The following is a 24,181-nucleotide window of genomic DNA, read 5'->3' as shown; positions in this document are numbered from 1 at the left end:
CCGATATTTCTTCATCGCGCCGGTTCATAGGCGTTTTTGCCGGGAAAAGGAAGAGAAGAATTCGCGGTCGGCAATCGGCTTCAACGGCTGGAATCGCCGGTAGCCGCATCGTTCCGGAAAGCCTAAGGCTGGAAACTCTGTGCGGCTTGCAGTATATATCTGACTATCTGACCAGATTAGATCGAGAGCCAGAGGCATGAAAAAGATTACCAAGCAAAGCTGGAAGCTCGAGGACGCGAAAGCGCGCTTCAGCGAGGTGGTCCGCCGCGCACACAGCGAAGGACCGCAGCGCGTTACCGTTCGCGGCCGGGACAGCGTCGTCGTCATCAGCGCCGAAGAGTTCGACCAACTGACCAAAGTCGAACCGAAGAAGCCTTTCGTCGATTTCATGGAAAGCCTCGATCTCAAGGAACTCGATCTTGAGGCGGATTACGGGCGGGATGCCGAGCTGTGATCGGCTGGCTGCTCGATACCAACGTCATTGCCGCGCTGATCAATCCGAACGGCGCACCCTTCGTCAAATCCTGGGCTGCGGCTCAAGACGAGAAGAAGATGTTCATCAGCATCCTCACACTGGCGGAATACGACAAAGGCATCGAAAACCTGCCGGAGGACGATCAAAACCGCTATCGTTATGCCGCCTCCCGCGATGCGCTGGAGGAAAGGTTTTCGCAACGCGTTCTTTCGCTGAGCGACGCAGCCGTCAGACACTGGGGCATCATTTCGGGGCGGGTGAAACTCAAGACCGGGCATGCGCCGTCGGTTGTCGACACGTTGCTCGCTGCCGCCGCAATCGAGCACAATCTCTATCTGGTGACGCGAAACGTCAGGGATACACGCTTCTCCGGCGCGGCGATCTTCGATCCATGGACGAACGATCCCGGTCAGTTTCCGCTGAGCCGGAGATGACCCGCCCGCATTCGAAGCTACTCAGGGAAGCACAATCTCCCGTCAAGAGCGCTGATCGCCGCAACGCCCGCAAGCAGCGCGCCGTCGCCTCCTCCTCATCGCGCTTGATCTAGGCGACGAGCCCGTCGAGACTGGCTCACCCCAACCGAAGCAATTGAAGGTCGCGCCAAATGCGCATATATATTGGGGCAAATGGCAGAAAGGTCATTCAATGCTCAGTTCTCTTCAGACCTCCGAATCGATGACCATACGCGAGCGCCTCGAGATCGCTTCGCACGGCTCCGTCCAGGTTTATGACGGAGCGATGGCATTGAAATTGACAGAGCTCGGCTTTTCCGTGGAGGAAATATATCGTTTCGTCGCACCGCGCCGAACTCTGGCGAGACGCAATGCGAACGGCGAGCCGCTGACGGTCGAGGAAAACGACGGCGCATTGCGTATCGTGCGGATTGCGGAGATGGCTAAGCGCATTTTCGGCGACAGAGCCGTTGCGTTCGATTGGCTGCGCAAGCCCAATCGCGGAATGGACGGCATCACGCCCATCGATCTGCTGGAATCGGAAACCGGCGCCCGCCTTGTCGAGCAAGCCCTGCACCAGATCGACCACGGGATTTACGTCTAGAGCGGTTCAACTTTTCATGGAAACGCAGAACTGCTCTAACCTTCTGTTTTTACGCAATTCCCGGCAAGCGTTTCGCGCTTTGCCTGGGAAAACCGCTTCGCACTTTTCCTGGAATTGCTTTAAGCGATGATCTTATGGCGAATCTCGAATTATGCCGATCTTTCCGGACGCGGCGGGCTGCTTGCACCGGGACGATGGCATCATCAGGGAACTCCCGTCGTCTATTGCTGTGATCACCCGTCGACTGCGCTCCTCGAAATTCTGGTACAGGTCGATCTGAATCAAATTCCGAGAGATTTTCAGCTCCTGAAAATCCATTGCCCGGACAATATCGAAGCCTTCGATATCGGGATCGATCCTGCTGCGATCAACCAGACCAGCCGGACGCGCGACCGTGGCAGCAAATTACTGGAAGACAATGATTTCTGTCTCCTGCGCGTCCCATCGGCAATCATGCCAGAGGCCGCGAACATTCTTATCAATCCGCGTCATCCAGACGCGTCGCGTCTGACAATCGAAAAAACGATCCGCTATCCTTTCGACAGCCGGCTATTGCGCTGAGGAAAAGCATAGTCTCCGATCAAGAGCGCCGAGCGGCTTAACACCCGCAAGCAGCGCCCTCGCCTCTTCCTCATCGCGCTTGATCTGGGCGACGAGCGGGTCGAGGCCGTCGAATTTCAGCTCAGGGCGGAGATAACCGAAGAAGGAGACGGAGCAGAGCTGGCCATAGAGATCGCCGCTGAAATCGAAAAGATAGGTTTCGAGCAGCGGTGCGCCGTTTTCCGTCACCGTCGGGCGGCGGCCATAGCTTGCGACGGCATCGTGGAGCGCGCCGTCCTGGCGGCGGAAGCGGACGGCGTAGATGCCGGCGGCAAGATCGACCTCCGGCGGCAGGCGCATGTTGGCTGTCGGGAAACCCAGCTGCCGGCCGAGTTTTTCGCCATCGATCACCTCAGCTTCCACCGTATAGCGGTAACCGAGCATGCCGGCGACTTCGCTGACATTGCCCTCCTTCAGCAGCGCGCGGATATGGCTCGAAGAGACGACATCGGCGTTTTCGTCGCGAAAGGCATCGATCAGGGTGACGCCGAAGCCGTAGGTCTGGCCGGCATTCATCAGGAAGGCCGGACCGCCCTCGCGGCCGCGGCCAAAATGGAAATCGAAGCCGGTGACGACTTCGGAAGCGCCGAGCCAACCCTTCAGGATCGAATGGATGAAATCATCGGCCGAGCGCTGCGAGAATTCGTAATCGAAGGGATATTCGATGACGGCGCTGAAACCCAGCATTTCCAGAATGCGGGCCTTCAGCGGCGCCGGCGTCAGGCGGAAGACCGGCGCCTGCGGCCGGAAGACCGTGCGCGGATGCGGCTCGAAGGTCAGCACCAAAGCGGGGATACCGCGCGCCTTGGAGATCTCCAGCGCCCGGCTCAGCACCGATTGATGGCCGCGGTGCACGCCATCGAAATTGCCGATGGCAATGACGCCGCCCTTCAGATGGGCGGGCAAGGGTTCCCGGGTTTCATTGCGGTGGAAGACGGTCATCGGCTGGCTTCTCTTCATGCAAGACATGTCTTCATGCAAGGCGGGGCATCCACCACTTCGGCGCGGCGTTTTCCCGTTCAAGATAGGCGTTGAGGATCGCCTCGTCGGTCTCGCCGTTGAGAGTATATTCCTTAGCGTGGATACCACCGCTGATGTAGAGGAGGTCGAGGCCGTAATTCAAGGCGCCCCGCACATCGGTCGGCATGCCGTCGCCGATCGCCAGCACGCGGTCGACCGGGAAATCACCGCGAAGCTCGCGGGCAGCCGCTAGCGTCGCCTCGTAGATCGGCCGATGCGGCTTGCCGGCGATGCGGGTTTTTCCGCCGAGCTGCTCGTAATAGGCGGCCATGGCGCCGGCGCAGGGGATGATGCGATGGCCGCGCTCGACAACGAGGTCGGGATTGGCGCAGATCATCGGCACGTCGCGGGCTTTGAAATCGAGAAGCATATCGGTGTAATCCTCCGGCTTCTCCGTCTCGTCGTCGAAAAAGCCGGTGCAGACCAGCGATTGCGCTTCGCCCGCCGGCCGGCGCTCGACGCCAATGCCTTCGAGAAGCGCCTTGTCGCGCTCCGGGCCGAGCAGAAAGACGGTGTTCGGCCCTTCGGCGATCAAACCGCGCGTGACGTCGCCAGAGGTGACGATCCTGTCATAGGCGCTGTCGGGAACGCCGATCTGGCGCAGCTGCTCGACCACCTGCCAGGAAAGGCGCGGCGAATTGGTGATGAGGACGACGGCAAGGCCGCTTTCACGTGCCGCTTCAAGGGCTGCGGCCGCCTTCGGGAACGGATCGACGCCGTTGTGAACGACGCCCCAGACATCGCAGAGCACCACATCGTAGTGACCTGATATCTCCGAGAAGTTTTCTATCCGCTTGGCCATTCCGATTTCCCGATTTGCTTCAGTCACCGGTGACATTGCAAAGGCGCAAGGCGATGGCAAGGCATTTTCTTCGCTGCCGGGCCAATGCGAAGAGCTCGAACGGCGGTCCGGCAGAGCGGAAGGGCAATGGGTTTTGACGACGATTATCGCGAAGCGGTAGATCGCCGAGTGCGGACGAGTTCGGCTGCGCCCGGGTTTCGGCCGCAATCTCCGACTATTCTCCGGCCTCTTCACAATTCCGGCACAAAAATTCGTGATTGGTCTCATTGACTCCTCTCGGAGCCATCCCTAAATGCTCGTTGCTAGCACTCGCCGCAAGGGAGTGCTAACATCTATCCATGTGGGCCACTCCGGTCCGCGAATGTCATTCGATCGAGGGATTAGACAATGGCAAGCACCAACTTCCGCCCCCTTCACGACCGCGTCGTTGTTCGCCGCGTTGAGTCCGAAGCCAAGACCAAGGGCGGCATCATCATTCCCGATACCGCCAAGGAAAAGCCGCAGGAAGGCGAAATCGTCGCCGTCGGCTCCGGCGCGCGCGATGAGTCCGGCAAGGTCGTCGCACTCGACGTCAAGGCTGGCGACCGCATCCTGTTCGGCAAGTGGTCCGGCACCGAAGTCAAGATCGACGGCGAAGACCTTCTGATCATGAAGGAAGCCGACATCATGGGCATCATCGGCTGATCGGCCGACCTGCTTTCCCGAAATGGCTGACGGGCATTTTGCCCGAACAACTCGAATTCAGGAGTTAAGAATATGGCATCTAAAGAAATCAAGTTTGGCCGCACCGCGCGCGAAAAGATGCTGCGCGGCGTCGACATTCTCGCCGATGCAGTGAAGGTCACGCTCGGCCCGAAGGGCCGTAACGTCATCATCGACAAGTCCTTCGGCGCGCCGCGCATCACCAAGGACGGCGTTTCCGTCGCCAAGGAAATCGAACTCGAAGACAAGTTCGAAAACATGGGCGCCCAGATGGTCCGCGAAGTTGCTTCGAAGACCAACGACATCGCCGGCGACGGCACCACGACGGCTACCGTTCTTGCCCAGGCGATCGTTCGCGAAGGCAACAAGGCCGTTGCAGCCGGCATGAACCCGATGGACCTGAAGCGCGGCATCGACCTTGCTGTCGCCGACGTCGTGAAGGATCTCCAGGCCAAGGCCAAGAAGATCTCGACTTCGGAAGAAGTTGCACAGGTCGGCACGATCTCCGCAAATGGCGACAAGCAGGTCGGTCTCGACATTGCTGAAGCCATGCAGAAGGTCGGCAACGAAGGCGTCATCACGGTTGAAGAAGCCAAGACCGCCGAAACCGAACTCGAAGTCGTCGAAGGCATGCAGTTCGACCGTGGCTACCTCAGCCCCTACTTCGTGACCAACCCGGAAAAGATGATCGCCGACCTCGAAGACGTCTTCATTCTCCTTCACGAGAAGAAGCTCTCGAACCTGCAGTCGATGCTCCCGGTTCTCGAAGCCGTCGTTCAGACCGGCAAGCCGCTCCTCATCGTCGCTGAAGACGTCGAAGGCGAAGCCCTTGCAACGCTCGTCGTCAACAAGCTGCGCGGCGGCCTGAAGATTGCTGCCGTCAAGGCGCCTGGCTTCGGCGACCGCCGCAAGGCCATGCTCGAAGACATCGCCATCCTGACGGGCGGCACTGTCATCTCCGAAGACCTCGGCATCAAGCTCGAATCCGTCACGCTCGACATGCTCGGCCGCGCCAAGAAGGTTTCGATCTCCAAGGAAAACACCACGATCGTCGATGGTTCGGGCGCCAAGACCGACATCGAAGGCCGTGTAGCCCAGATCAAGGCCCAGATCGAAGAAACCACCTCCGACTACGACCGCGAGAAGCTGCAGGAACGTCTTGCCAAGCTCGCTGGCGGCGTTGCCGTCATCCGCGTCGGCGGCTCGACGGAAGTCGAAGTGAAGGAAAAGAAGGACCGCATCGACGACGCGCTCAACGCGACCCGTGCTGCCGTTCAGGAAGGCATCGTCCCCGGCGGCGGTATCGCTCTGCTCCGCTCCTCCACGAAGATCACCGTCAAGGGTGCAAACGACGACCAGGAAGCCGGCATCAACATCGTTCGCCGTGCCCTGCAGTCGCTCGTTCGTCAGATCGCTGAAAACGCAGGCGACGAAGCCTCGATCGTTGTCGGCAAGGTCCTCGACAAGAACGAAGACAACTTCGGCTACAACGCCCAGACGTCCGAATATGGCGACATGATCGCCATGGGTATCGTCGACCCGCTCAAGGTCGTTCGCACGGCGCTGCAGAACGCTGCTTCTGTCGCATCGCTGCTGATCACCACCGAAGCCATGATCGCCGAACTGCCGAAGAAAGAATCGGCTGGCGGCGGCATGCCGGGCGGCATGGGCGGAATGGGCGGAATGGACATGATGTGATAGGCGAAAGCCATCACTGACCACCATTCCGGCATCCGGAACAGGAAGGGCGGCCCCTCGGGTCGCCCTTTTCTTTTGCCCAAAGCGATTCGACGCGCGGCACAGTGATTTGCATAGCCGACGAACGCCTGCGCAGTTCTCTCTTGCAGGCCCCGGGCACGAAGCTTGCGCCAAACTTGCGCTGCCTGCGTATTTATCAGCCTGCCGACATGCGAGAGATCGCAGTGCTGCTGCAGTATTTCCGGCCTGACGTGGAGTGAAAACGTTTGCAAAGCTTTCAAAGCTGATCCTCCCATGCCAATTCTCGCGAAATAGGCCGAAGATGCAGACATCCTAAGAAAAGAGGCCGATCCGAAGACCCCTTAAAAAGCCGTTGCCGTTTGTCCAAAAGCTTCTATAAATCCGCGCTGAATTAATGCGCGCCCGGCGATAATTTTTCGCCAATGGACGAGGCCGGAGCGCGGAAGGCGATACGTGAACGTTCGGCTTTGAGGAGCTCCGGTTACGGAGGCCAGATGGCCGTGGCAATAATCGCCGGAGGTAAGCGCGGGCATCATGCCCGCTGCTGCGTGATCCTGTTTCTTTGTGTTTGCCGAGCGTGCGGCCGAGGAGCCGCATCCGAACGGGAGAACGCCTTGTTTAACATCGCCAGAGCCAATGCAGCCGTACCTTTGACACCCAGCACGCTTGATGACGCCAATCAAAATCATAAGATGTTGGCGCAGTTTTCCGTTTCCGAAGCCTGGACTGGAGATTTTTCGAGCGGCATGCTCCGTCTCGGCGAATGGAGCGCGATGCTGCACGGCCTCGCCGCACAGGAATGCGGACTGCTCAGCCTGATCCGCTGCTATGATGCCAAGGACCGCAGCCACATATTGGAGCTGTTCGAGCAGGCGGCGGCGCGCTGCTCCTCCTTCTGTTTTTCGACGACGATCATCATGTCGAACGGCTTTCGCCAGCCGCTCTTCTGCATCGGCGAGTCCAACGGTCTGGAAGAAAAGTTCAGCGGCAGCATGGTCGGCGTCTTCGTCTTTCCACGCTTCAAGCTGGAAGGCGCAAAGCAGATCACAAGCCGACGATAGGCCGGAATGGCTGCCCCTCACCCTAACCCTCTCCCCGCTCGCGGGGCGAGGGGACGTGTCCTGCGGTAGGTAGGCGGGGAACGGAAAGGTCGCGGCTTGTCCCTTCGCCCCGTTTACGGGGAGAAGGTGGCGGCAGCCGGATGAGGGGCGGGATCGGCGATCTCTTGGGTCGTTCGTTACTCCGGCTTGACCGGTATGTTGAGGCCTCTGGCACTTGCCGGACGAGCGATGCAGCGCTCCAGCCAATCCGAGACGGCGGGAAATTTCGCGTATTCGAGAACCTCGCGGCCGCCATAGAAAATATCGGCACCGCGAACCCAGGTGAAGGTGGTGATGTCGGCGATCGTGTACTGATCGCCCATGATCCACTCACGACCTTTCAGCCGGTCTTCTAGCACGCCGAGCAGGCGCTTGGATTCGTCGCGATAACGCTCGACCGGATAGGAATTGTTGGCGACCTTGTCGGCGGCAAATTTGTAGAAATGTCCGAACTGGCCGAACATCGGGCCGATGCCCGCCATCTGGAAGAACACCCACTGGATGGTTTCATATCGGCCGGCGGCATCGGCAGGGATGAGCTTGCCGGTTTTTTCGGCGAGGTAAAGCAGAATGGCGCCGGATTCGAAAAGGCCGATCGGCTTCCCGTCGGGACCGTCCGGATCGATGATCGCCGGAATGCGGCCGTTCGGGTTGAGAGATTCAAATTCCGGCGACTTCTGCTCGTTGGCGGCGAAGGAAATATAATGCGGCTCGTAGGCAAGCCCGAGCTCTTCCAGGGCGACGGATACCTTCACCCCATTCGGGGTCTGCAGGGAATAGAGCTGGATGATGTCGGAATTCTTAGCCGGCCAGCGCGTCGTGATCGGAAATGCGGACAGATCTGCCATCGGATTCTCCATGTTATCAGCCGACCATAAGAGATCGGCTTCGTGAAAGGCAAGCGACGACGGCATGACATCGTTTCATATTATTGAACGAACTGTCCCCTTTCGTTTATCTTTCCATAAAGGAAGAAAAAGGCGACATAGGTGGCATACGAGGTCCAACAGGTGCCGGGGCACCCAGATCTCCAGAGCCCTTCAAACGGAGACCATCCATGTCGAACGCCATCATCCTGACTGCCCGCATTCTTCTTTCCTTCATGTTCATCCTTTCCGGCTTCATGAAGCTGACCGATCCTGCCGGTACTACGGGCATGATCGCTGGTGCCGGGCTGCCCGCAGCAAGCCTGCTGGCCTATGCCGCAGGCCTTTTTGAATTGCTGGCCGGCCTTGCGGTTCTCACAGGCTTCCAGGTCCGCATCGCCGGCTGGCTGCTCGCCGCCTTCTGTGTCTTCACGGGTGTTGCCTTCCACCTGCCCTACGCAAGCGGCACGGAACTCGTGAATATTCTCAACCAGATCATGGTCATGAAGAACGTCACGCTGGCCGGTGCGTACATCCTGCTCGCCACCGTTGGTGCCGGTGCCTATTCGATCGACGCACGCCGCGGCGCCTACGTGGCCGCCTGATACCAGCAGACATCCTCCCGCAAATACGAAACCCGCCGTCATCCGACGGCGGGTTTTCTCGTGCCTGAATGGCCGGGATCAGAGGGCCGCGCGCACCGCCTCGATGATTGCCTGCACGGCGGGCTCGCCGGCGTGGCTTTCCTTTCGGGCCCGCACCAGGCAGGCCTGCGAATGCAGGATGACACCGTCCTGGAGCACCTTCAGGTGGTTGGCCCGCAGCGTCGAGCCGGTGGAGGTGATATCGACGATGATATCGGCCGAGCCCGCGGCGGGAGCGCCCTCGGTGGCGCCCAGGCTTTCGACGATGCGATAAAGCTGGATGCCGTGCTGGCTCGAAAAGAACTGCTGGGTCAGCCGCCAGTATTTGGTGGCGATGGCAAGGCGTCGGCCGTGGCGAGCGCGAAAATCGGCGGCGACATCGACGAGATCGGCCATGGTCTCGACATCGAGCCAGATCTCCGGCACAGCAACAACGACATCGGCATGGCCGAAGCCGAGGCGGGCGCAGAATTCGACGCGCTTGTCGACTTCGGCAAAACCTTCCCGCATCAGATCCTCGCCGGTGACGCCGAAATCGACGGTGCCGTTGCCGATTTCACGGGAGATTTCGGAAGCCGAGAGGAAGGCGATTTCCACATCGTCCCAGCCTTCGACGCGGCCGCGATAGGAGCGATCGTTACCGACCGCCGAGATCGTCATGCCGGCACGCTCGAAGATCGCCGACGCGTCTTCCTTCATCCGGCCCTTGGAGGGAAGCGCGATGGTGATGGTCATGCGGCTGTCCTCTCGGTTTCGATGCGGTCGAGCCAGAAGGAGAAGCCGACGGCCGGGATGCGGTCCGTCGCACCGAGGAAAGTCAGGAGCCGGTCGAAACGGCCGCCGCCGGCCAGAACTGCGGTCGAGCCTTCGACTGTCACCTCGAAGACGAGGCCGGTGTAATAGTCGAGCGGCCGTCCGAAGGCGGCGCGGTAGTCGAGGCAGGAAAGATCGACGCCGGCATTGGAAAGTGCTGCGACGCGGCCATTGAAGCGGGCGAGCGCGTTGCCGAGTTTCAGGCCGGCGGCATCAGCGAAACCGGAAAGGGCTGCGGACGCATTGACGAGCGGCACGTCGAGCGACAGGAACTCTTCCAGCACATGGAAGGCGGCATCGTCGAGGCGCGTTTCGGACAGGATGAGCTTTTCCTTGAGCCGTCGGGAGATCTCGAGAGGCGAGCGGCCGGCATTCGTCGAATAGCCGGTCTTCTGCATCTCGCGCTCGAGATGAGCGACCAGCGCCTGCTCGTCGCCTGATGCGACAAGCCTGGCGATATCGTCGTCCAGCCCGGTGACGAATTGCGGGCTGACGAGACTGGCAAGCAGCGCCTCCAGCTGCGTCATATTGCCGAAGGCGTGGATCAGACGCTTCTGCCAGCCAAGCGGCAGGCCGAGCGCCTGGACGACGGCCTCGAACACCGCCTGGTCGCCTAATGTCACGGCTAAGCGCCGACCCGGCAGCAGTCGGGCGAGAATGCCGGTGGCATCGCCGATGGCGCGGGCGTCGGCGTTTGACAGGTCGATATCGCCAAGATCCTCGATGCCGGCCTGATAGAATTCGTTGGCGCCGTCGCGACGCTGGCGGAAAACCTCGCCGAGATAGGCATAACGCTTCGGCGTGCCGGTCGCCGTCTCGATGTGGCGCAGACAGACGGGAATGGTGAATTCGGGACGCAGGCAAAGGCTGGCGCCGGTTTCGCTCTCCGTCATGAAGATGCGGCGGCGCAGGTCCTCACCGGCAATATCAAGGAAAGGTTCGGCCGGCTGAATGACAGGCGTGTCGATGCGCTCGGCGTTGCGCTCGATGAATTCGGCGATGAGGTCGTTGGCGAATTCGGGGAGGTTGATCAGGGGCATGCCGGGCTCCGAATAATAGGCGACGGTCGTGCCGGAAACGCCTCAGACATTCGCCGCTCGCTTCCGATCCTCGGCCTGCGCAGCAAGAATCTCCTTCACCTTGGCGACGAGGTCGGCTTCCGGCGCCGTTTCCTGCGCTACGCGCGCTTCGCGCCAGCTGGCATTGTCCTCGATCTCGCCGGAGAGCCGCTTGCCCTCGATCAGATCCTTGATCTGCACGACGCTTGTCGCGCGCTCGTCGCCGCCCTGGATGATGGCGATAGGGCAGCCGCGGCGATCGGCATATTTCAGCTGGTTGCCGAATTTCTTCCAGTTGCCCTGGAACATCTCGGCGCGGATGCCGGCGGCGCGCAGTTCCTGCGTCATCCTTTGATAGCGGCCCATCGCCTCGACATCGCCGTCCATGACGGTCACCAGCACCGGCTCGATGACCTCGCTGGCGCCGAGCTTGCCGAGGTTCTTCAGCGCCGTCATCAGCCTGGAGACGCCGATCGAAAAGCCCGTCGCCGGAACCGGCTGGCCCATGAAGCGGGAGACGAGGCCGTCATAACGGCCGCCGCCGCCGACCGAACCGAAGACGACCTTCTCGCCCTTCTCGTTGGTAACGTCGAAGGTCAGTTCGGCCTCATAGACCGGGCCTGTATAATATTCGAGGCCACGGACGACGGAGGGGTCGATTTTGATGCGGTCAGGGCCATAGCCGGCGCTGGTGACGAGTGCACCGATGAAATTCAGCTCGTCGACGCCTTCGCCACCTTTGGAGGTTCCCGCAACCAGCTCGGCGAGGCGTTGAGCGCTTTCGGCATAGTCCTTGATGCCGACGAAGAACAGTACCTTGTCGATCTGCGCCTGATCGAGCCCTGCGCCCTTGGTGAAGTCGCCGGATTCATCCTTGCGGCCGGGACCGAGCAGCAGGGCCACGCCCTCCGGGCCAAACTTGTCGAGCTTGTCGATGGCGCGCAGCACGTTCAACCGTTGCCCCGCCTTGTCGTCGCCGCCGAGACCGATCGCCTCGAGCACGCCATCCAGAACCTTGCGGTTATTGACGCGGATGAGGTAATCGCCGCGCTTGATGCCGAGGGCTTCCAGCGTATCGGCCATCATCATGCACATTTCGGCATCGGCCTGAACACCAGGCGCGCCGACGGTATCGGCATCGAACTGCATGAACTGGCGGAACCGGCCTGGGCCTGGCTTCTCGTTGCGGAAGACGTAGCCGGCGCGATAGGTGCGATAGGGCAGCTGGATCTCGTTGAAATTCTCGGCGACATGACGGGCGAGCGGCGCCGTCAGGTCGTAGCGCAGCGACATCCATTGCTCGTCATCGTCCTGCAGCGAGAACACGCCCTCGTTCGGCCGGTCGCTATCGGGCAGAAACTTGCCAAGCGCATCGGTATATTCGAACAGCGGCGTTTCGAGCGGATCGAAACCATAATGCTCATAGACTTCCCGGATTTTTGCCGTCATCTCATTGACGGCGCGGATATCACCGGCCGTGCGGTCGACGAAGCCGCGCGGCAGGCGGGCCTTGAGCTTTTGCGGTTTCTTCTGCTTGTCGTTCATTTCCGGGAATTCCACTGACTGTGACAGTGGCGGTTTCCTAGCGGATTGGGCGGGGAGCGGCAAGGGCGAAGGCCCTTGATCTCAAGACCGGAATCGATTGAACGAAGAGGCGTCCACCAGAAATGCGGATATGCTCATGATCACTGAGGCGCTTCTCTATGCCGCGACCTTGCCGCTGACCGGCAAGCCGTGTCGAAAGTTCATCCGCTATTCCGTCAATCTCTGGTCGCGGGCCGGGCGCTGTGCGGCGGATTGGGCCGAACATGAGGAGATGAGCCGGAAGGCGATCCTGGCAGCAGCGGCCGACCTCAGGCAGAAGCGGACCGCCGTCGTCCTCGGCTCCGGCCTGTTGCGCGACGTGCCGATCGAAGTGCTGGCGCGGGATTTCGACACCGTCGTCCTGGTCGATCTCGTTCATCTCGCCTCGGTGCGCCTGTGGCTGTCGGCCAAATTCTATCGCAACGTCCGGCTGATCGAGCGCGATCTCTCCGGCTATGACGAACTTGCCGCCGGCCGCGAGCCCGAATCGCTCGGCTTCCTGCGCGGCGTGCCCTATCTCGACTTCGTGGTTTCCGCCAACCTCTTGTCGCAGATCGGTCGCGGCGTGAAACGGCGCCATGAGGCCGAGGCCGGGCGAATGCCTGAAGACACGGTGGAAAGGCTGATCACGGCACATCTGACCGGACTTGCGGGGCTTCCCTGCCGCAACTGCCTAGTAACCGACATCGCCTATGCCGTCATCGACCGCAACGGCAAGACGCATGAAGAGGCCGACCTGCTGCACGGCGTTTTGCCGCCGCCGGCAAAAGCGGCCTGGACATGGCCGGTCGTGCCGCTCGGCGAAGAAAGCAACGATTATAGGATCGAGCACAAGGTCATTGCCGGCTGGTGATCCGGATATGACCGCCGGCAGTATTTGGTTGCAGCCGACATTCACAGCGAACCGAGATCGCCGAGATGAACGCCTGGCTCAAGGCCCACGGCAAGTAGCCGATCGTTGATGAAAAGGGGAACGCCGGATGTCCGGCGTTCCCCAAGACTTATGAGATCTCAGTCCTTCGGCTCGAAATCGGCTGGACGACGGCCGGCGCCCTGTCGCGCCAGCATCCAGCCCGGATATTCGGGCGCAAGCGCGCTTACCTCGTCGAGCTTCTTGATATCGTCTTCATCAAGCTTCAGCTTGACGGCGGCAAGGTTCTGGTCGAGTTGGTCGACACGCTTGGCGCCGATGATGACTGTCGTGACGAAAGGCTTGGCGAGGATATAGGCGAGCGCCACGGTGGCGACGCTGACGCCGTGTTTTTCGGCGATTTCGCGCATGACGGCGACGCAGGCCCAGGCCTTGTCCTTGTCGACGGGCGGGAAATCGAAACTGGCGCGGCGGCCTTCACCATTGCCGGGCGCGCCCGGACCATATTTACCGGAGAGCAGACCGCCGGCGAGCGGCGACCATACCATCAGGCCGAGCTTTTCCTCCTGCATCATCGGCACGATGTCGCGTTCGAGATCGCGGCCGGCGATGGAGTAATAGGCCTGCACGGTTTCGAAACGGGCAAAGCTCCGGCGTTCGGAGAGGCCCAACGCCTTGGAAATGCGCCAGGCCTGCCAGTTGGAGACGCCGATATAGCGCACGAGACCGCGGGAAACGAGATCGTCAAGAGCGCGCAACGTCTCCTCGATCGGCGTCACCGTATCGGTCCCGTGGATCTGATAGAGGTCGATATGATCGGTCTGCAGGCGCTCGAGGCTCGCCTCGACCGAATCCATGATGTGGCCGCGCGAGGCGCCGCGGTCGTTCGGCTTGTCGCCCATGACGCCGTAGACCTTGGTGGCGATGACGACGTCCTTGCGCGGGATGTCGAGGTTCTTCAGCGCCTGGCCGAGCAGCCGTTCGGACTCGCCGAATGAATAGACATCGGCCGTGTCGATGAAATTGACGCCTGATGCAAGCGAGCGCTCGACGATCCGGTCGGCGGCATTTTGGTCGACATCGGCGATGGCGCCCCAGGCGCTGCCTTGCTTGGCTTCACCGAAGGTCATCGTGCCGAGGCAGATTTCCGAGACGAAAAGTCCCGTATTTCCGAGTTGATTGTAACGCATGGTGGAAAAATTCCTTTGTGTCTGCCGCAAGAGGGCTTGCGAACTCAAGAACTTCATTTTTTGATTATTGGCCTGCATATGACAGGCACAGCCGTGGCTGGCTGCAAGGTGAGGCGATTTTCATGTAGTGCGGCGGCGGCGCTTTTCAACGCCGTAGCTTGGCTCTGCGGAGGCGATGCCCTTGTCTCGACACAGGCCGCCGATAGATTGCCGACCATATTTTAAGAGGTACGCATATGGCAGCGCGACCACTGACCACGATCGGCTTCGATGCCGATGATACGCTCTGGCAGAACGAACAATATTACCGGCTGACGGAAGCGCATTTTACCAGGCTTCTTGCCGATTTCGCCGAAGGACCGAAGATTTCCGAACGGCTGCTGGAGGCCGAAAAACGCAACCTTCGCCATTACGGCTTCGGCATCAAGGGCTTCACGCTGTCGATGGTCGAAACCGCAATCGAGATCACCGAGGGCAAGGTGCCGGCGAGCGTGATCGCCAAGATCCTCGATACCGGCCGCGATCTTCTCAATCACCCGGTCGAGACGATGCCGCATGTGCGCGATACGCTGGAGGCGCTTGCCGGCAAATACCTGCTCGTCATGATCACCAAGGGCGATCTCTTCGATCAGGAGCGCAAGCTTGCCCAATCCGGGCTCGGCGACTTCTTCGATGCCGTCGAGATCGTCTCCGACAAGACGGCCGTCACCTATCGCCGCATCTTCGCCAAGGTCGGCGACGGGCCGGAGCGAGCGATGATGGTCGGCAATTCGCTGAAATCGGATATCGTGCCGGCAATCGCCGCCGGCAGCTACGGCGTCTTCGTGCCGCACGAACTGACCTGGGTGCTGGAACATGTGGACGAGCCAAAAGAGGCGCCGCGTTTCCGCAAGATCGACCACCTCGGCGAATTGCGCGACCTGATCGACCGGCTCGGCTAAGCCGGGCACTACCTCTGCCTCATTGCCGCTTCGGCGGGGCCTTCGGGAAGAGCGAGGGGCGCTCCGGCTCGGCCGGCGGTTTCGCTGGCGGCGCAGCCACCAGCGGCTCGATCAGGATGCTGAAGGGAGCGCCGAGGCCACGGCGCGGCGAGACCTTGGAATAATAGGGACGCAGCAGCCAGGTGGCGTTTTCCTTGATCGTCGTCTCGAAGCTCATGCCGTCCTCGTCGGTGCCGAAGAAGGCCTCGTCATCGGGTTTCGACAGGTCGAAAATCGCCAGGAAGGCAAATTTGCTCTTGGTGGAAAAACTGATCTTCAGGTGCTGGCCGGCGCGCACCGGCAGCGTATAAACATGGCCATTGCCGAACTTCGTCCAGCCCTTCAACTGCATGGTGACGGCCGGGAATTGCAGCTTCTCCAGCTTCTCACCGGGGTCGAGTTGCGGCGTCTGCGCCATAGCAGAGACGGTCAGGAGGAAAAGGGCAGCGGCGGCGATCAGTGTTCTCACGGAATGATCTTTCATGGGCGAACCAGAGCGGTGCGCATCGCCTCGACCTCGGGCCGGCAGAAGCAGCCTTCCAGATGATCGTTGACGAGACCCATCGCCTGCATGAAAGCATAAACTGTGGTCGGGCCGACAAAGGTCCAGCCGCGTTTCTTCAGATCCTTCGAAATGACCACCGATGTCGACGTCGTCGGATTGGCGACGATATGCTCGCGGTCGACCACCGCCGGCCGCTCGTTATGGCCGGGCTCGTAACGCCAGAAATAATGGGCGAGCGAGCCGAATTCGTCCCGGAGTTCGATTGCGCGCTTGGCATTGTTGATGGTCGAGACGATCTTGCCGCGATGGCGGATGATGCCGGCATCGGCAAGACAGCGAGCGACATCCCCTTCGCCGAAGAGGGCGACCTTTTCGAAATCGAAACCTGAAAAGGCGGCGCGGAAATTCTCGCGTTTGCGCAGGATCGTCAGCCAGGAAAGGCCGGACTGAAAGCCTTCGAGGCAGATCTTCTCGAAGAGGCGGGTATCATCGGTGACGGGGCGGCCCCATTCCTCGTCATGATACCGGAGATAATCGGGCAGGTTGGCGTGCCAGTGGCAGCGGCTCCTGCCGTCCTCGCCGATGATGATGCCAGTCGCGCTCATGATCCTTCATTCTGCGGGGGTCCGCTTCGTTCTCTGCTCATGATTCCGGCTTTACCATTTGCAAACCGTCTTTCCAAACCGAACGGTAACCCTGACGAAAAGTTTATCCCGTCGGTCGGCTTTTCATGAATCGATCTTTACCATTCGCTGGCGGATAGGGTGGCAGCGTCTTTCCCGGGCGGAACCTCTCCGCCCGGGCGGACCTGTCCCGCCAGCCGCATTTTCGGTCATTTGTAGAGAGTTCGTCCGATGATGAAACAGCTTGTTCTTGCCGCAACCCTGTTCGGCATTTTCTCCACGGCCGCCATTGCAGACGACCGCTACGCCACCCGCCCGCCCGTCGTGCTCAGCCCCGATCTGACTGCGCCCTGGATCAACCAGCTGGGCGGCGGCAGGGTTCGTCCCGTCGTCTATCAGCGGCCGGTCATCCGCCAGCAGCAGCGCGGCCTTTTCCAGCGCCGCGTGCTGCGCCAGGCGCCGCAGGCCGCACCGCAGACCGTCTCGGCGATCAATCCCGGCATTCCGTCGATCCGCCGCCCGATCGAACCGCAATACCTGCCGCAAATGGTCGATTACGACACCACGGAAAAGCCCGGCACGATCGTCATCGATACCAACAACCGCTTCCTCTATCTGGTGATGCAAGGCGGCAAGGCGCGGCGTTATGGCGTCGGCGTCGGCAAGCCGGGCTTCGAATGGGCAGGCGCCCACAAGATCACCCGCAAGACCGAATGGCCGGACTGGACGCCGCCTTCCGAGATGGTCCGCCGCGAAGCCGCCAAGGGCCATTATCTACCGGCGCGCATGGATGGCGGGGCGGAAAACCCGCTCGGTGCGCGCGCCATGTATCTCGGCTCGACGCTTTACCGCATCCACGGCACCAACGCGCCCTGGTCAATCGGCAGCGCCGTTTCCTCCGGCTGCATCCGCCTGCGCAACGAAGACGTCGTCGACCTCTACGACCGCGTCAATGTCGGGACCCGCGTCATCGTCATGTAACGGCGGCGCAATACTTACAGCGCCGCGCGTCTTTTCTGATGCGCAAGGGGCGCTCTAATTCTTTAAATTGCTGCATAATTTTTCCTTACGTCGATTCCGATTTGAGGATAAATTATGCAGTAGGAGCCGCAAGAACATCCGGCTCCCCTTCTCCAAAAAATGTTTTATCCGGCCACACCGATCTTGAATCGGGCAGAAGTTCATGTAGCTTCGAGCGGATTTGCTTGAGGGGAATCGATCATGATCAAACTAATGTCGGGTCTGGCTGCTGCCGGACTTGTCCTGTCCTTGATGTCCACATCCGCCTTTGCTGCACCCGCCGGCTCCGCGTCCGACAATGCACGGCGCCCGGCGCAGATCGTGCGCGTGGCGCAGATGCCGAAATATGTGAAGCCGCAGTTCAAGCGCAAGAAAGTGCGGCTGGTCACGACGGAGGCCGCCGGCACCGTCATCATCGATACCAACAACAAGTATCTCTATCTCGTCGAAGGCAACAATCGCGCCACCCGCTACGGCATTGGCGTCGGCCGCGACGGCTTCGGCTGGTCGGGGGTCGTCAAGATCGGCCGCAAGGCCGAATGGCCGAGCTGGACGCCGCCGGCCGAGATGCGCCGCCGCGAAGCCGCCAAGGGCCATATCATTCCCGCTTTCCAGGAAGGCGGCGAGGACAATCCGCTCGGCGCCCGCGCCATGTATCTCTACCAGGGCGGCCGCGACACGATCTTCCGCATCCACGGCACCAACCAGCCTTGGACGATCGGCCTCAACATGTCTTCCGGCTGCATCCGCATGATGAACGCCGACGTCATGCATCTTTACGATCGCGCCTCCGTCGGCACCAAGGTGATCGTCATCGGCCCCGGCAACAGGCAGGGCAAAGTGGCGTTCGAGGACAGGGGCATCGACGTGCTGCGCACGATGTTCGGCGGCTGAGCAACACTTACCAAAAAAACGAAAGGCGCAGTTTGACGCGCCTTTTGTTTTGCTTAGACTTTGCGGCCAAAAGCTGGCACACGTGCCTAAGAGTCGACATATTTGTTTCGGGGCTATTCAATGATATCTGCGCTGCGTTCCTCCGCTTCCTTGCTTGCGGGCATCGCGTTTTTTACCGTCTGTTCGGCAGTTTCCGCCTTGGCGGAAGACCTGCAATTCTCCATTTACGGCGGCTACCAGACCGCACCGCACAGCGGCGTCGACCTTTCGGACGGCACGAGTTTCACCGCCGGCTGGGAAGGCAAGTCCTTCGGCAGCCCGCCTTATTACGGTGCCCGCGTCACCTGGTGGCTCGAGGACTTCAACAAGCCGAACTGGGGCATCTCGCTCGATTTTACCCATGACAAGGTCTATGCCGACGACGATACGCTGGCCAAGGCCGGCTGGTCGCATTTCGAATTCACCGACGGCCTGAACCTCATCACGGTGAACGGTCTCTACCGCTTCCAGGATCCGGCCCGCCGCTGGACGCCCTATCTCGGCGCCGGTATCGGCGTGAACATTCCGCATGTCGAAGTGATTCGTCCCGAGGGCAAGACCTGGGCCTACGAATTCGGCGGCGTGACGCTGCAGGCCCAGGCCGGCGTCGACTTCAAGGTGACCGAGCGCTGGTCGACCTTCGTCGAATACAAGGGCACCTATTCGCGCATCGACGTTCCGATCGATAGCGGCGTGGACCTGAAGACCAATATCTTCACGAATGCCGTCAACGTCGGCGTTTCGTTCCACTGGTAACAAATTTCAGCTGCGGAGTTAGAGCGGTTCAGCGCATAGAAGCGCAGAACCGCTCTAACCTTTTATTGTTACGCAATTCCCGGCAAAACCGCTTCGCGCTTTGCCTGGGAAAACCGCTTCGCACTTTTCCTGAAATTGCTCTATTTGGTGCCGCAGCTGACCTTGCCCTCGACGGCATAGGGTTTTTCACCGCCTTCGATGGTCAGGGAATAGCTGCCGCTGAAATTTGCGGCCGGCTTGCCGCGCGCGCCGGCGACGACTACCAGATCCAGCGTTGCTCCACCGGTGTCATCTTCGCCGCCGTCGAAGACTTCCATGAGCAGTTCGCCGTCACGTGACCAATGATTGGTCAGGTGCTGCGATTCGAAAACACGTTTTCCGAACACCGCCTCTTGGGCCGGATCCTTGACGATCAGCGCGCCGCGGAAATGGTTGAGCTTGTGGCCGGCAGCGCTTTCGAAACCGCTTTCGACCGTGAAGCGCGCTTCCTTGTCATCGGCGGAACAGAAAAAGCGACTGTCGGCATGGGCAGCACCTGCCGCACCGAGCAGTCCCGCAAATACGATCATTCCACGCCACATTGCCCAACCTCCGAGACAGCGTCGTTTGCGGCTCTCGAAAAGATGCGCGGCGCTGCAATAGGTCTCAGCCTAACGGCAAACCTGTTAATTTTTCCGGCACAGCGCCGCCATAGGCCCAATCGAGAAGCTCGACCGTATGCAGGATCGGCATGCCGGTGCCGGTGGCGATCTGGGTGATGCAGCCGATATTGCCGGTGGCGATGATATCGGCCTTGGTGGCCTCGATGTTCTTGACCTTGCGCGCCTTCAGCGCGGCCGAGATCTCCGGCTGCATGATGTTGTAGGTGCCGGCGGAGCCGCAGCAGAGATGACCTTCCGCCGGATCGCGCACCGTAAAGCCCGCCGCTTTCAGCAATTGCTTCGGCGCGAGCGTAATGCGCTGGCCGTGCTGCATGGAGCAGGCGGAATGATAGGCGACCGTGATGCCCTTCGGCGTGTGCGCCGGCAGGTCGAGGGTTGCCAGATATTCGGTGACGTCCTTGGCCAGCGCCGAGACCCTGGCCGCCTTTGCGGCATAGGCGGGATCCAGGCGCAGCATGTGGCCGTAATCCTTGATCGTCGTGCCGCAGCCCGAAGCGGTGATGATGATCGCGTCGAGGCCTTGCCCGTCGATCTCGCGTGTCCAGATATCAACATTGGCACGCGCGCTAGCAAGCGCCTGTTCGGCACGGCCCATGTGGTGGACCAGCGAGCCGCAGCAGACCTCGCCTTCCGGCATCACGACCTCGACGCCAAACCGCGTCAGCAGGCGGATCGCCGCCGCGTTGATGCCGGGATCGAGCACCGGCTGGGCGCAGCCGGAAAGCATCGCCACCCGGCCGCGCCGTTCCGTCTCGGGCCGATACGTGCCGGGCTTTGCAAAGTCCGAAGCGGCCGGGATTCGCCGTGGCGCAAGCGCCAGCATGGCGGCAAAGGGTTTCAGTGCGCCACCGCGCATCAGGCCGACGAAGGGCCGGCCGAGGCGGGCAAGATTGAGCGCCAGGCGGAAACGGCCGGGATAGGGCAGCACGGCGGCAAGGATGGCGCGCGTCAGCCGGTTCATCAACGGACGTTTATAGGTCTTTTCGATATGGGCGCGGGCGTGATCGACCAGATGCATGTAATCGACGCCGGAGGGACAGGTGGTGACGCAGGCAAGGCAGGAGAGGCAGCGGTCGATATGAGTGACGACCTCTGCGTCGGCGGGCCGACCGTTTTCCAGCATGTCCTTGATCAGATAGATGCGGCCGCGCGGACTGTCGAGCTCGTTGCCGAGCGTCACATAGGTAGGACAGGTGGCGGTGCAGAAACCGCAATGAACACATTTGCGCAGGATCTGCTCGGATTCGGCGACATCGGGATCGAGGAGCTGGGTCGGGGTGAAGTTGGTTTGCATCTAGCGGAGCCTCCGCTTGGGGAGGATGTCGGGCGTTGTGCCTGGAATACCCCCCTCTGTCCTGCCGGACATCTCCACCACAAGGGGGGAGATCGGCAAGAGGTTGGACCATCGCTTCCTATCTGCCGTGTCGGAGTCGCAGTGCCAGAATTGTTTGGGGAAGTCATCGCCCCCAGCCAATCTCCCCCCTTGTGGTGGAGATGTCCGGCAGGACAGAGGGGGGTATCTCAGACGCAGACCCATCTTCTCCCTCACCCCATCTTCCCCGGATTGAATATGCCGGCCGGATCGAATTTTTCCTTCACCCGCCGAGACAGCATCGCTACCGCCTCGGGCTCCGGATGGAAGGCCGATGTAACCGCCCTCGCCTCACCCGATGCACGGATCAGCGTCGCGTGGCCGCCGCCGAGCGCTTTGATGTAGCGACGGACCAGTTCGGCTTCGGGGCCTGCTTCCATGCGCATCCAGACGAGGCCGCCCTGCCAGTCGTAGAAGGCGTCGACGCCGGCCTCAAGGCGGAGCGCTGCGACCAGCTGATGGCCGGTGCCGGGGGCGACCGAGACGCGCCAGACTGGTCGCGCGGTGCCATCGGCATAAGGCAGCACGTCGCGGATTTCCTGCCAGAGCCTGGAGCTTTCCGGCTGTTCCAGCCGCGTGACCGTGGCGAAGGCCGACATTGCCGCGGCAAGCTTTTCGATGCGCACGTCGACCGAGCCCGGCAGGCCTTCGATGCGCAGAACTGTCGCTTCGCCCTCGGGCAATTTGCCGGCGAGGAATTTCCACGTCACCGTCAGCGGCAGGTGGGCGGCGCCTGAGACTTCCACCGGCAGGGCCATCGCCGCCGCCATGGCGTTTGCCGCCTCGGCGTCGTTCAGACCTGATAGCACCACCGTCCGCTCCGTCTTCGGGCGCGGCGGCACACGGAAGGTGACTTCGGTGAGGAAGCCCAGCGTGCCATGCGAGCCGGCAATCAGTTTGGCGAGGTCGAGGCCGGTGACATTCTTCATCACCCGGCCGCCGGCCTTGATGATCTCGCCCCTGCCGTTGACGAAGCGCACACCGAGCAGGCTGTCGCGGGCGGCACCTGCGATCAGCCGGCGCGGGCCGGAGACATTGGCGGCGAAGACGCCGCCGATGGTCGGCTCGCCCGATGTGCCCATCACAGGGCGATGATCCATCGGCTCGAAGGCGAGCATCTGGCCGCTCTCCAAAAGTGCCGCCTCGACCTCGGCAAGCGGCGTGCCGGATCGGGCGGTCATGACCATTTCGCCGGGGTTGTAGGAGACGATGCCGGAGATTTCGCTCGAGCGCAGCCGGTCTTCGGCGGCAACCGCATTACCAAAGCCCGACCGGCTATCCCCGCCGCAGATTGCGAGCGGCCGGCCGGCTTCCGCATGGGCGCGGACAATCGCCGCTGCCTCTTCCTCGGTCTTCGGCATCAGATCGATCATACGTCAGGACGCCCTTCGAGCGGGAAGACCTTCGACGGATTGAGGATCCAGCCGGGATCGAAGGCGGCGCGCGCCGCCATTTGCTGGGCGAGATCCACCTCGGAATATTGGTGCCGCATCAGGTCGCGCTTCTCGATACCGACGCCGTGTTCGCCGGTGAGGCAGCCGCCGGCATCGACGCAGAGCCTCAGGATATCGTTGCCGGCCGCCTCGGCGCGGGCGGCATCCTCCAGATCGTTGGCGTTGAAGAGGATCAGCGGATGCATGTTGCCGTCGCCGGCATGGAAGACGTTGGCGACGCGCAGGCCGTAATGATCGACGATCTCGGCGGTCCGCTTCAGCACGTAGGAGAGCTGGCTGAGCGGCACAGTGCCATCCATGCAGATATAGTCGGCGATGCGGCCGGTGGCGCCGAAGGCGGATTTACGGCCCTTCCAGATCAGCGCCGCCTCGGTCGCCGACTGGCATTCGCGCACGGTCTTGACAGCGTGCCGGCGAGCGATCTCGACGATGTCCTTCAGCGCGGCGTCCATCTCCGCTTCCGATCCCTCGACCTCGACGATCAGCAGCGCACCGACATCGAGGGGGTATCCGGCATGGGCGAAGGCCTCGCAGATTTCGATTGCCGGCTTGTCCATGAATTCGATCGCCACCGGGATGATGCCGGCGGCGATGACATCGGCAACGCAGGCGCCGGCCTCCTCCGAACTCTCAAAGCCGAAGAGCACGGGGCGCGCGCCTTCCGGCTTGGCGATCAACCGCACCGTCGCCTCGGTGACGATGCCGAGCTGGCCCTCGTGGCCGCAGACGAGGCCGAGCAGGTCGTAGCCGGCCGAATCCAGCGCCTTGCCGCCAAGCTCGATCACCGTGCCATCGACCAGCACCATCCTGACGCCGAGCAGATTATTGGTGGTGACGCCGTATTTCAGGCAGTGGGCGCCGCCGGAATTCATGCCGATATTGCCGCCGATGGTGCAGGCAAGCTGCGAACTCGGATCGGGCGCATAAAAAAAGCCGTCCGCGGAGACGGATTCGGAAATATTGAGATTGGTGACGCCGGCCTGGACCACGGCGACGCGGTTCGGCAGATCGATTTCGAGGATGCTGTTCATCTTCGACAGGCCGAGCACGACGGCATCCTCCTGCGGAATGGCGCCGCCGGAGAGCGAAGTGCCGGCGCCGCGCGGCACGACGGGAATGCCGTAGCGATTGCAATAGCGCATGATGGCCGAAACCTCGGCCGTGGTGCGCGGCAGGGCAACGGCGAGCGGCAGGCGGCGATAGGACACGAAGGCGTCGGTCTCGAACGGCACCAGCTCACGCGCCTCATGCACCAGGCATTCCGCCGGCAGAAGATCGGTCAGATCGGCGACGATCTGGGCTCGGCGCGCCAGCACGTCGGCGCGCGGCTCGAGAAACGAAATGGCGTCGGACATGGCGTTCTCCCTGGCCCTGAC

The 24,181-nt window shown here is 61.4% G+C and carries 26 protein-coding genes; 13 read left to right on the top strand and 13 right to left on the bottom strand.

The window, feature by feature from the left end; all coding sequences use genetic code 11:
- The first annotated feature begins 196 nt into the window (after positions 1-196).
- The 4 genes from HFO71_RS09220 (at position 197) to HFO71_RS09205 (ending at position 2,092) form a co-directional block, all read left to right on the top strand.
- Complete coding sequence (locus HFO71_RS09220; RefSeq protein ID WP_168286912.1) at positions 197-454, top strand: type II toxin-antitoxin system Phd/YefM family antitoxin; 258 nt, start codon at positions 197-199, stop codon at positions 452-454.
- Positions 451-909 carry a type II toxin-antitoxin system VapC family toxin gene (locus tag HFO71_RS09215; protein ID WP_221987914.1) on the top strand — a complete coding sequence of 153 codons (459 nt, stop codon included), beginning with the start codon at positions 451-453 and terminating at the stop codon, positions 907-909. Before HFO71_RS09220 ends, HFO71_RS09215 begins: the two co-directional genes overlap by 4 nt.
- 211 nt (positions 910-1,120) lie before the next feature.
- Positions 1,121-1,531 carry an antitoxin Xre/MbcA/ParS toxin-binding domain-containing protein gene (locus HFO71_RS09210; RefSeq protein ID WP_168286914.1) on the top strand — a complete coding sequence of 137 codons (411 nt, stop codon included), beginning with the start codon at positions 1,121-1,123 and terminating at the stop codon, positions 1,529-1,531.
- Positions 1,532-1,657: 126 nt separating this feature from the next.
- Complete coding sequence (locus tag HFO71_RS09205; RefSeq protein ID WP_168286915.1) at positions 1,658-2,092, top strand: RES family NAD+ phosphorylase; 435 nt, start codon at positions 1,658-1,660, stop codon at positions 2,090-2,092.
- Here HFO71_RS09205 and HFO71_RS09200 read toward each other — a convergent pair.
- Entirely contained in the window at positions 2,081-3,073 is a 993-nt protein-coding gene (locus HFO71_RS09200) for a bifunctional riboflavin kinase/FAD synthetase (protein ID WP_132613409.1), read from the bottom strand. The genes HFO71_RS09205 and HFO71_RS09200 overlap by 12 nt on opposite strands.
- A 31-nt stretch (positions 3,074-3,104) precedes the next feature.
- Positions 3,105-3,953 (bottom strand): TIGR01459 family HAD-type hydrolase, encoded by an 849-nt coding sequence (locus HFO71_RS09195; protein WP_077976626.1) that lies wholly within the window; start codon positions 3,951-3,953, stop codon positions 3,105-3,107.
- Positions 3,954-4,340: 387 nt separating this feature from the next.
- On the opposite strand from HFO71_RS09195, the gene groES reads away from it, so the two are divergent.
- The 3 genes from groES to HFO71_RS09180 all read left to right on the top strand — a co-directional run bounded on the left by groES (position 4,341) and on the right by HFO71_RS09180 (position 7,435).
- Complete coding sequence (gene groES, locus HFO71_RS09190) at positions 4,341-4,637, top strand: co-chaperone GroES (RefSeq protein WP_003545797.1); 297 nt, start codon at positions 4,341-4,343, stop codon at positions 4,635-4,637.
- Positions 4,638-4,709: 72 nt separating this feature from the next.
- A complete protein-coding gene (gene groL, locus HFO71_RS09185; RefSeq protein WP_003545786.1) occupies positions 4,710-6,353 on the top strand; it encodes a chaperonin GroEL in 1,644 nt (547 codons plus the stop codon).
- A 635-nt stretch (positions 6,354-6,988) separates the two neighbouring features.
- Positions 6,989-7,435 carry a hypothetical protein gene (locus HFO71_RS09180; RefSeq protein ID WP_221987913.1) on the top strand — a complete coding sequence of 149 codons (447 nt, stop codon included), beginning with the start codon at positions 6,989-6,991 and terminating at the stop codon, positions 7,433-7,435.
- A gap of 176 nt (positions 7,436-7,611) precedes the next feature.
- Here the strand turns inward: HFO71_RS09180 and HFO71_RS09175 are convergent, their stop codons facing one another.
- Positions 7,612-8,322: a glutathione binding-like protein gene (locus HFO71_RS09175; RefSeq protein WP_077976705.1), complete on the bottom strand. Its 711-nt coding sequence runs from the start codon at positions 8,320-8,322 to the stop codon at positions 7,612-7,614.
- Positions 8,323-8,531: 209 nt separating this feature from the next.
- Here HFO71_RS09175 and HFO71_RS09170 point away from each other — a divergent pair, with 209 nt between their 5' ends.
- Positions 8,532-8,945 carry a DoxX family protein gene (locus HFO71_RS09170; RefSeq protein ID WP_221959377.1) on the top strand — a complete coding sequence of 138 codons (414 nt, stop codon included), beginning with the start codon at positions 8,532-8,534 and terminating at the stop codon, positions 8,943-8,945.
- A gap of 78 nt (positions 8,946-9,023) precedes the next feature.
- Here HFO71_RS09170 and hisG read toward each other — a convergent pair whose 3' ends face one another.
- Genes hisG through hisS form a run of 3 tightly spaced genes read right to left on the bottom strand, consistent with a single transcriptional unit; the run spans position 9,024 to position 12,400 of the window.
- Positions 9,024-9,719 (bottom strand): ATP phosphoribosyltransferase, encoded by a 696-nt coding sequence (gene hisG, locus HFO71_RS09165; protein ID WP_020048629.1) that lies wholly within the window; start codon positions 9,717-9,719, stop codon positions 9,024-9,026.
- Positions 9,716-10,837: an ATP phosphoribosyltransferase regulatory subunit gene (locus tag HFO71_RS09160; RefSeq protein ID WP_221987912.1), complete on the bottom strand. Its 1,122-nt coding sequence runs from the start codon at positions 10,835-10,837 to the stop codon at positions 9,716-9,718. Before HFO71_RS09160 ends, hisG begins: the two co-directional genes overlap by 4 nt.
- A gap of 42 nt (positions 10,838-10,879) precedes the next feature.
- Positions 10,880-12,400, bottom strand: coding sequence for a histidine--tRNA ligase (gene hisS, locus HFO71_RS09155; protein WP_131642846.1), 1,521 nt, complete (start codon positions 12,398-12,400; stop codon positions 10,880-10,882).
- Between the two features lie 130 nt (positions 12,401-12,530).
- Here hisS and HFO71_RS09150 point away from each other — a divergent pair, with 130 nt between their 5' ends.
- Complete coding sequence (locus HFO71_RS09150) at positions 12,531-13,292, top strand: hypothetical protein (RefSeq protein WP_221987911.1); 762 nt, start codon at positions 12,531-12,533, stop codon at positions 13,290-13,292.
- Positions 13,293-13,450: 158 nt separating this feature from the next.
- Here HFO71_RS09150 and HFO71_RS09145 read toward each other — a convergent pair whose 3' ends face one another.
- Entirely contained in the window at positions 13,451-14,500 is a 1,050-nt protein-coding gene (locus tag HFO71_RS09145) for an aldo/keto reductase (RefSeq protein WP_168340097.1), read from the bottom strand.
- A gap of 236 nt (positions 14,501-14,736) precedes the next feature.
- Here HFO71_RS09145 and HFO71_RS09140 point away from each other — a divergent pair, with 236 nt between their 5' ends.
- Positions 14,737-15,441 carry an HAD family hydrolase gene (locus tag HFO71_RS09140; RefSeq protein WP_168340098.1) on the top strand — a complete coding sequence of 235 codons (705 nt, stop codon included), beginning with the start codon at positions 14,737-14,739 and terminating at the stop codon, positions 15,439-15,441.
- Positions 15,442-15,460: 19 nt separating this feature from the next.
- Here HFO71_RS09140 and HFO71_RS09135 read toward each other — a convergent pair whose 3' ends face one another.
- Positions 15,461-15,964, bottom strand: coding sequence for a hypothetical protein (locus tag HFO71_RS09135; RefSeq protein WP_131666259.1), 504 nt, complete (start codon positions 15,962-15,964; stop codon positions 15,461-15,463).
- The gene (locus HFO71_RS09130; protein ID WP_221970054.1) at positions 15,961-16,590 is read right to left on the bottom strand and encodes a DNA-3-methyladenine glycosylase I; all 630 of its coding nucleotides are present in this window, start codon (positions 16,588-16,590) and stop codon (positions 15,961-15,963) included. The genes HFO71_RS09135 and HFO71_RS09130 overlap by 4 nt, the downstream gene beginning before the upstream one ends.
- Positions 16,591-16,839: 249 nt before the next feature.
- Between HFO71_RS09130 and HFO71_RS09125 the strand changes: the two genes are divergently transcribed.
- The 3 genes from HFO71_RS09125 to HFO71_RS09115 all read left to right on the top strand — a co-directional run bounded on the left by HFO71_RS09125 (position 16,840) and on the right by HFO71_RS09115 (position 19,317).
- Complete coding sequence (locus HFO71_RS09125) at positions 16,840-17,589, top strand: L,D-transpeptidase (protein WP_025393318.1); 750 nt, start codon at positions 16,840-16,842, stop codon at positions 17,587-17,589.
- A gap of 240 nt (positions 17,590-17,829) precedes the next feature.
- A complete protein-coding gene (locus HFO71_RS09120; protein ID WP_017959135.1) occupies positions 17,830-18,522 on the top strand; it encodes a L,D-transpeptidase in 693 nt (230 codons plus the stop codon).
- Between the two features lie 120 nt (positions 18,523-18,642).
- Complete coding sequence (locus HFO71_RS09115) at positions 18,643-19,317, top strand: outer membrane protein (RefSeq protein WP_077976637.1); 675 nt, start codon at positions 18,643-18,645, stop codon at positions 19,315-19,317.
- 140 nt (positions 19,318-19,457) lie between these two features.
- Here HFO71_RS09115 and HFO71_RS09110 read toward each other — a convergent pair whose 3' ends face one another.
- The 4 genes from HFO71_RS09110 to HFO71_RS09095 form a co-directional block, all read right to left on the bottom strand.
- Positions 19,458-19,898 (bottom strand): hypothetical protein, encoded by a 441-nt coding sequence (locus tag HFO71_RS09110; RefSeq protein WP_131666261.1) that lies wholly within the window; start codon positions 19,896-19,898, stop codon positions 19,458-19,460.
- Between the two features lie 64 nt (positions 19,899-19,962).
- Positions 19,963-21,273, bottom strand: coding sequence for a glycolate oxidase subunit GlcF (glcF, locus tag HFO71_RS09105; RefSeq protein ID WP_131666262.1), 1,311 nt, complete (start codon positions 21,271-21,273; stop codon positions 19,963-19,965).
- Between the two features lie 251 nt (positions 21,274-21,524).
- Positions 21,525-22,724: a glycolate oxidase subunit GlcE gene (gene glcE / locus HFO71_RS09100; protein ID WP_221987910.1), complete on the bottom strand. Its 1,200-nt coding sequence runs from the start codon at positions 22,722-22,724 to the stop codon at positions 21,525-21,527.
- Positions 22,721-24,160, bottom strand: a complete 1,440-nt coding sequence (locus tag HFO71_RS09095; RefSeq protein WP_206990126.1) for an FAD-linked oxidase C-terminal domain-containing protein — start codon at positions 24,158-24,160, stop codon at positions 22,721-22,723. The genes glcE and HFO71_RS09095 overlap by 4 nt, the downstream gene beginning before the upstream one ends.
- Positions 24,161-24,181 lie beyond the last annotated feature (21 nt).

This window comes from Rhizobium laguerreae (assembly GCF_019778565.1).
In the GTDB taxonomy this organism is placed as follows: Bacteria; Pseudomonadota; Alphaproteobacteria; order Rhizobiales; family Rhizobiaceae; genus Rhizobium; species Rhizobium laguerreae.
Note: the sequence above shows the minus strand (reverse complement) of the source record. Positions and strands in the feature narration are given on the sequence as shown.

Bases quoted from the DNA above. Each gene is read 5' to 3' on its own strand.
- HFO71_RS09195 (WP_077976626.1), bottom strand. From the start codon at position 3,953: ATGGCCAAGCGGATAGAAAACTTCTCGGAGATATCAGGTCACTACGAT.
- HFO71_RS09220 (WP_168286912.1), top strand. From the start codon at position 197: ATGAAAAAGATTACCAAGCAAAGCTGGAAGCTCGAGGACGCGAAAGCG.
- HFO71_RS09135 (WP_131666259.1), bottom strand. From the start codon at position 15,964: ATGAAAGATCATTCCGTGAGAACACTGATCGCCGCCGCTGCCCTTTTC.
- HFO71_RS09175 (WP_077976705.1), bottom strand. From the start codon at position 8,322: ATGGCAGATCTGTCCGCATTTCCGATCACGACGCGCTGGCCGGCTAAG.
- HFO71_RS09095 (WP_206990126.1), bottom strand. From the start codon at position 24,160: ATGTCCGACGCCATTTCGTTTCTCGAGCCGCGCGCCGACGTGCTGGCG.
- HFO71_RS09160 (WP_221987912.1), bottom strand. From the start codon at position 10,837: ATGCCCCTGATCAACCTCCCCGAATTCGCCAACGACCTCATCGCCGAA.
- groL (WP_003545786.1), top strand. From the start codon at position 4,710: ATGGCATCTAAAGAAATCAAGTTTGGCCGCACCGCGCGCGAAAAGATG.
- HFO71_RS09140 (WP_168340098.1), top strand. From the start codon at position 14,737: ATGGCAGCGCGACCACTGACCACGATCGGCTTCGATGCCGATGATACG.
- hisS (WP_131642846.1), bottom strand. From the start codon at position 12,400: ATGAACGACAAGCAGAAGAAACCGCAAAAGCTCAAGGCCCGCCTGCCG.
- HFO71_RS09205 (WP_168286915.1), top strand. From the start codon at position 1,658: ATGATCTTATGGCGAATCTCGAATTATGCCGATCTTTCCGGACGCGGC.
- HFO71_RS09210 (WP_168286914.1), top strand. From the start codon at position 1,121: ATGCTCAGTTCTCTTCAGACCTCCGAATCGATGACCATACGCGAGCGC.
- HFO71_RS09130 (WP_221970054.1), bottom strand. From the start codon at position 16,590: ATGAGCGCGACTGGCATCATCATCGGCGAGGACGGCAGGAGCCGCTGC.
- glcF (WP_131666262.1), bottom strand. From the start codon at position 21,273: ATGCAAACCAACTTCACCCCGACCCAGCTCCTCGATCCCGATGTCGCC.
- glcE (WP_221987910.1), bottom strand. From the start codon at position 22,724: ATGATCGATCTGATGCCGAAGACCGAGGAAGAGGCAGCGGCGATTGTC.
- HFO71_RS09115 (WP_077976637.1), top strand. From the start codon at position 18,643: ATGATATCTGCGCTGCGTTCCTCCGCTTCCTTGCTTGCGGGCATCGCG.
- HFO71_RS09125 (WP_025393318.1), top strand. From the start codon at position 16,840: ATGATGAAACAGCTTGTTCTTGCCGCAACCCTGTTCGGCATTTTCTCC.
- hisG (WP_020048629.1), bottom strand. From the start codon at position 9,719: ATGACCATCACCATCGCGCTTCCCTCCAAGGGCCGGATGAAGGAAGAC.
- groES (WP_003545797.1), top strand. From the start codon at position 4,341: ATGGCAAGCACCAACTTCCGCCCCCTTCACGACCGCGTCGTTGTTCGC.
- HFO71_RS09200 (WP_132613409.1), bottom strand. From the start codon at position 3,073: ATGACCGTCTTCCACCGCAATGAAACCCGGGAACCCTTGCCCGCCCAT.
- HFO71_RS09170 (WP_221959377.1), top strand. From the start codon at position 8,532: ATGTCGAACGCCATCATCCTGACTGCCCGCATTCTTCTTTCCTTCATG.
- HFO71_RS09145 (WP_168340097.1), bottom strand. From the start codon at position 14,500: ATGCGTTACAATCAACTCGGAAATACGGGACTTTTCGTCTCGGAAATC.
- HFO71_RS09150 (WP_221987911.1), top strand. From the start codon at position 12,531: ATGCTCATGATCACTGAGGCGCTTCTCTATGCCGCGACCTTGCCGCTG.
- HFO71_RS09120 (WP_017959135.1), top strand. From the start codon at position 17,830: ATGATCAAACTAATGTCGGGTCTGGCTGCTGCCGGACTTGTCCTGTCC.
- HFO71_RS09110 (WP_131666261.1), bottom strand. From the start codon at position 19,898: ATGTGGCGTGGAATGATCGTATTTGCGGGACTGCTCGGTGCGGCAGGT.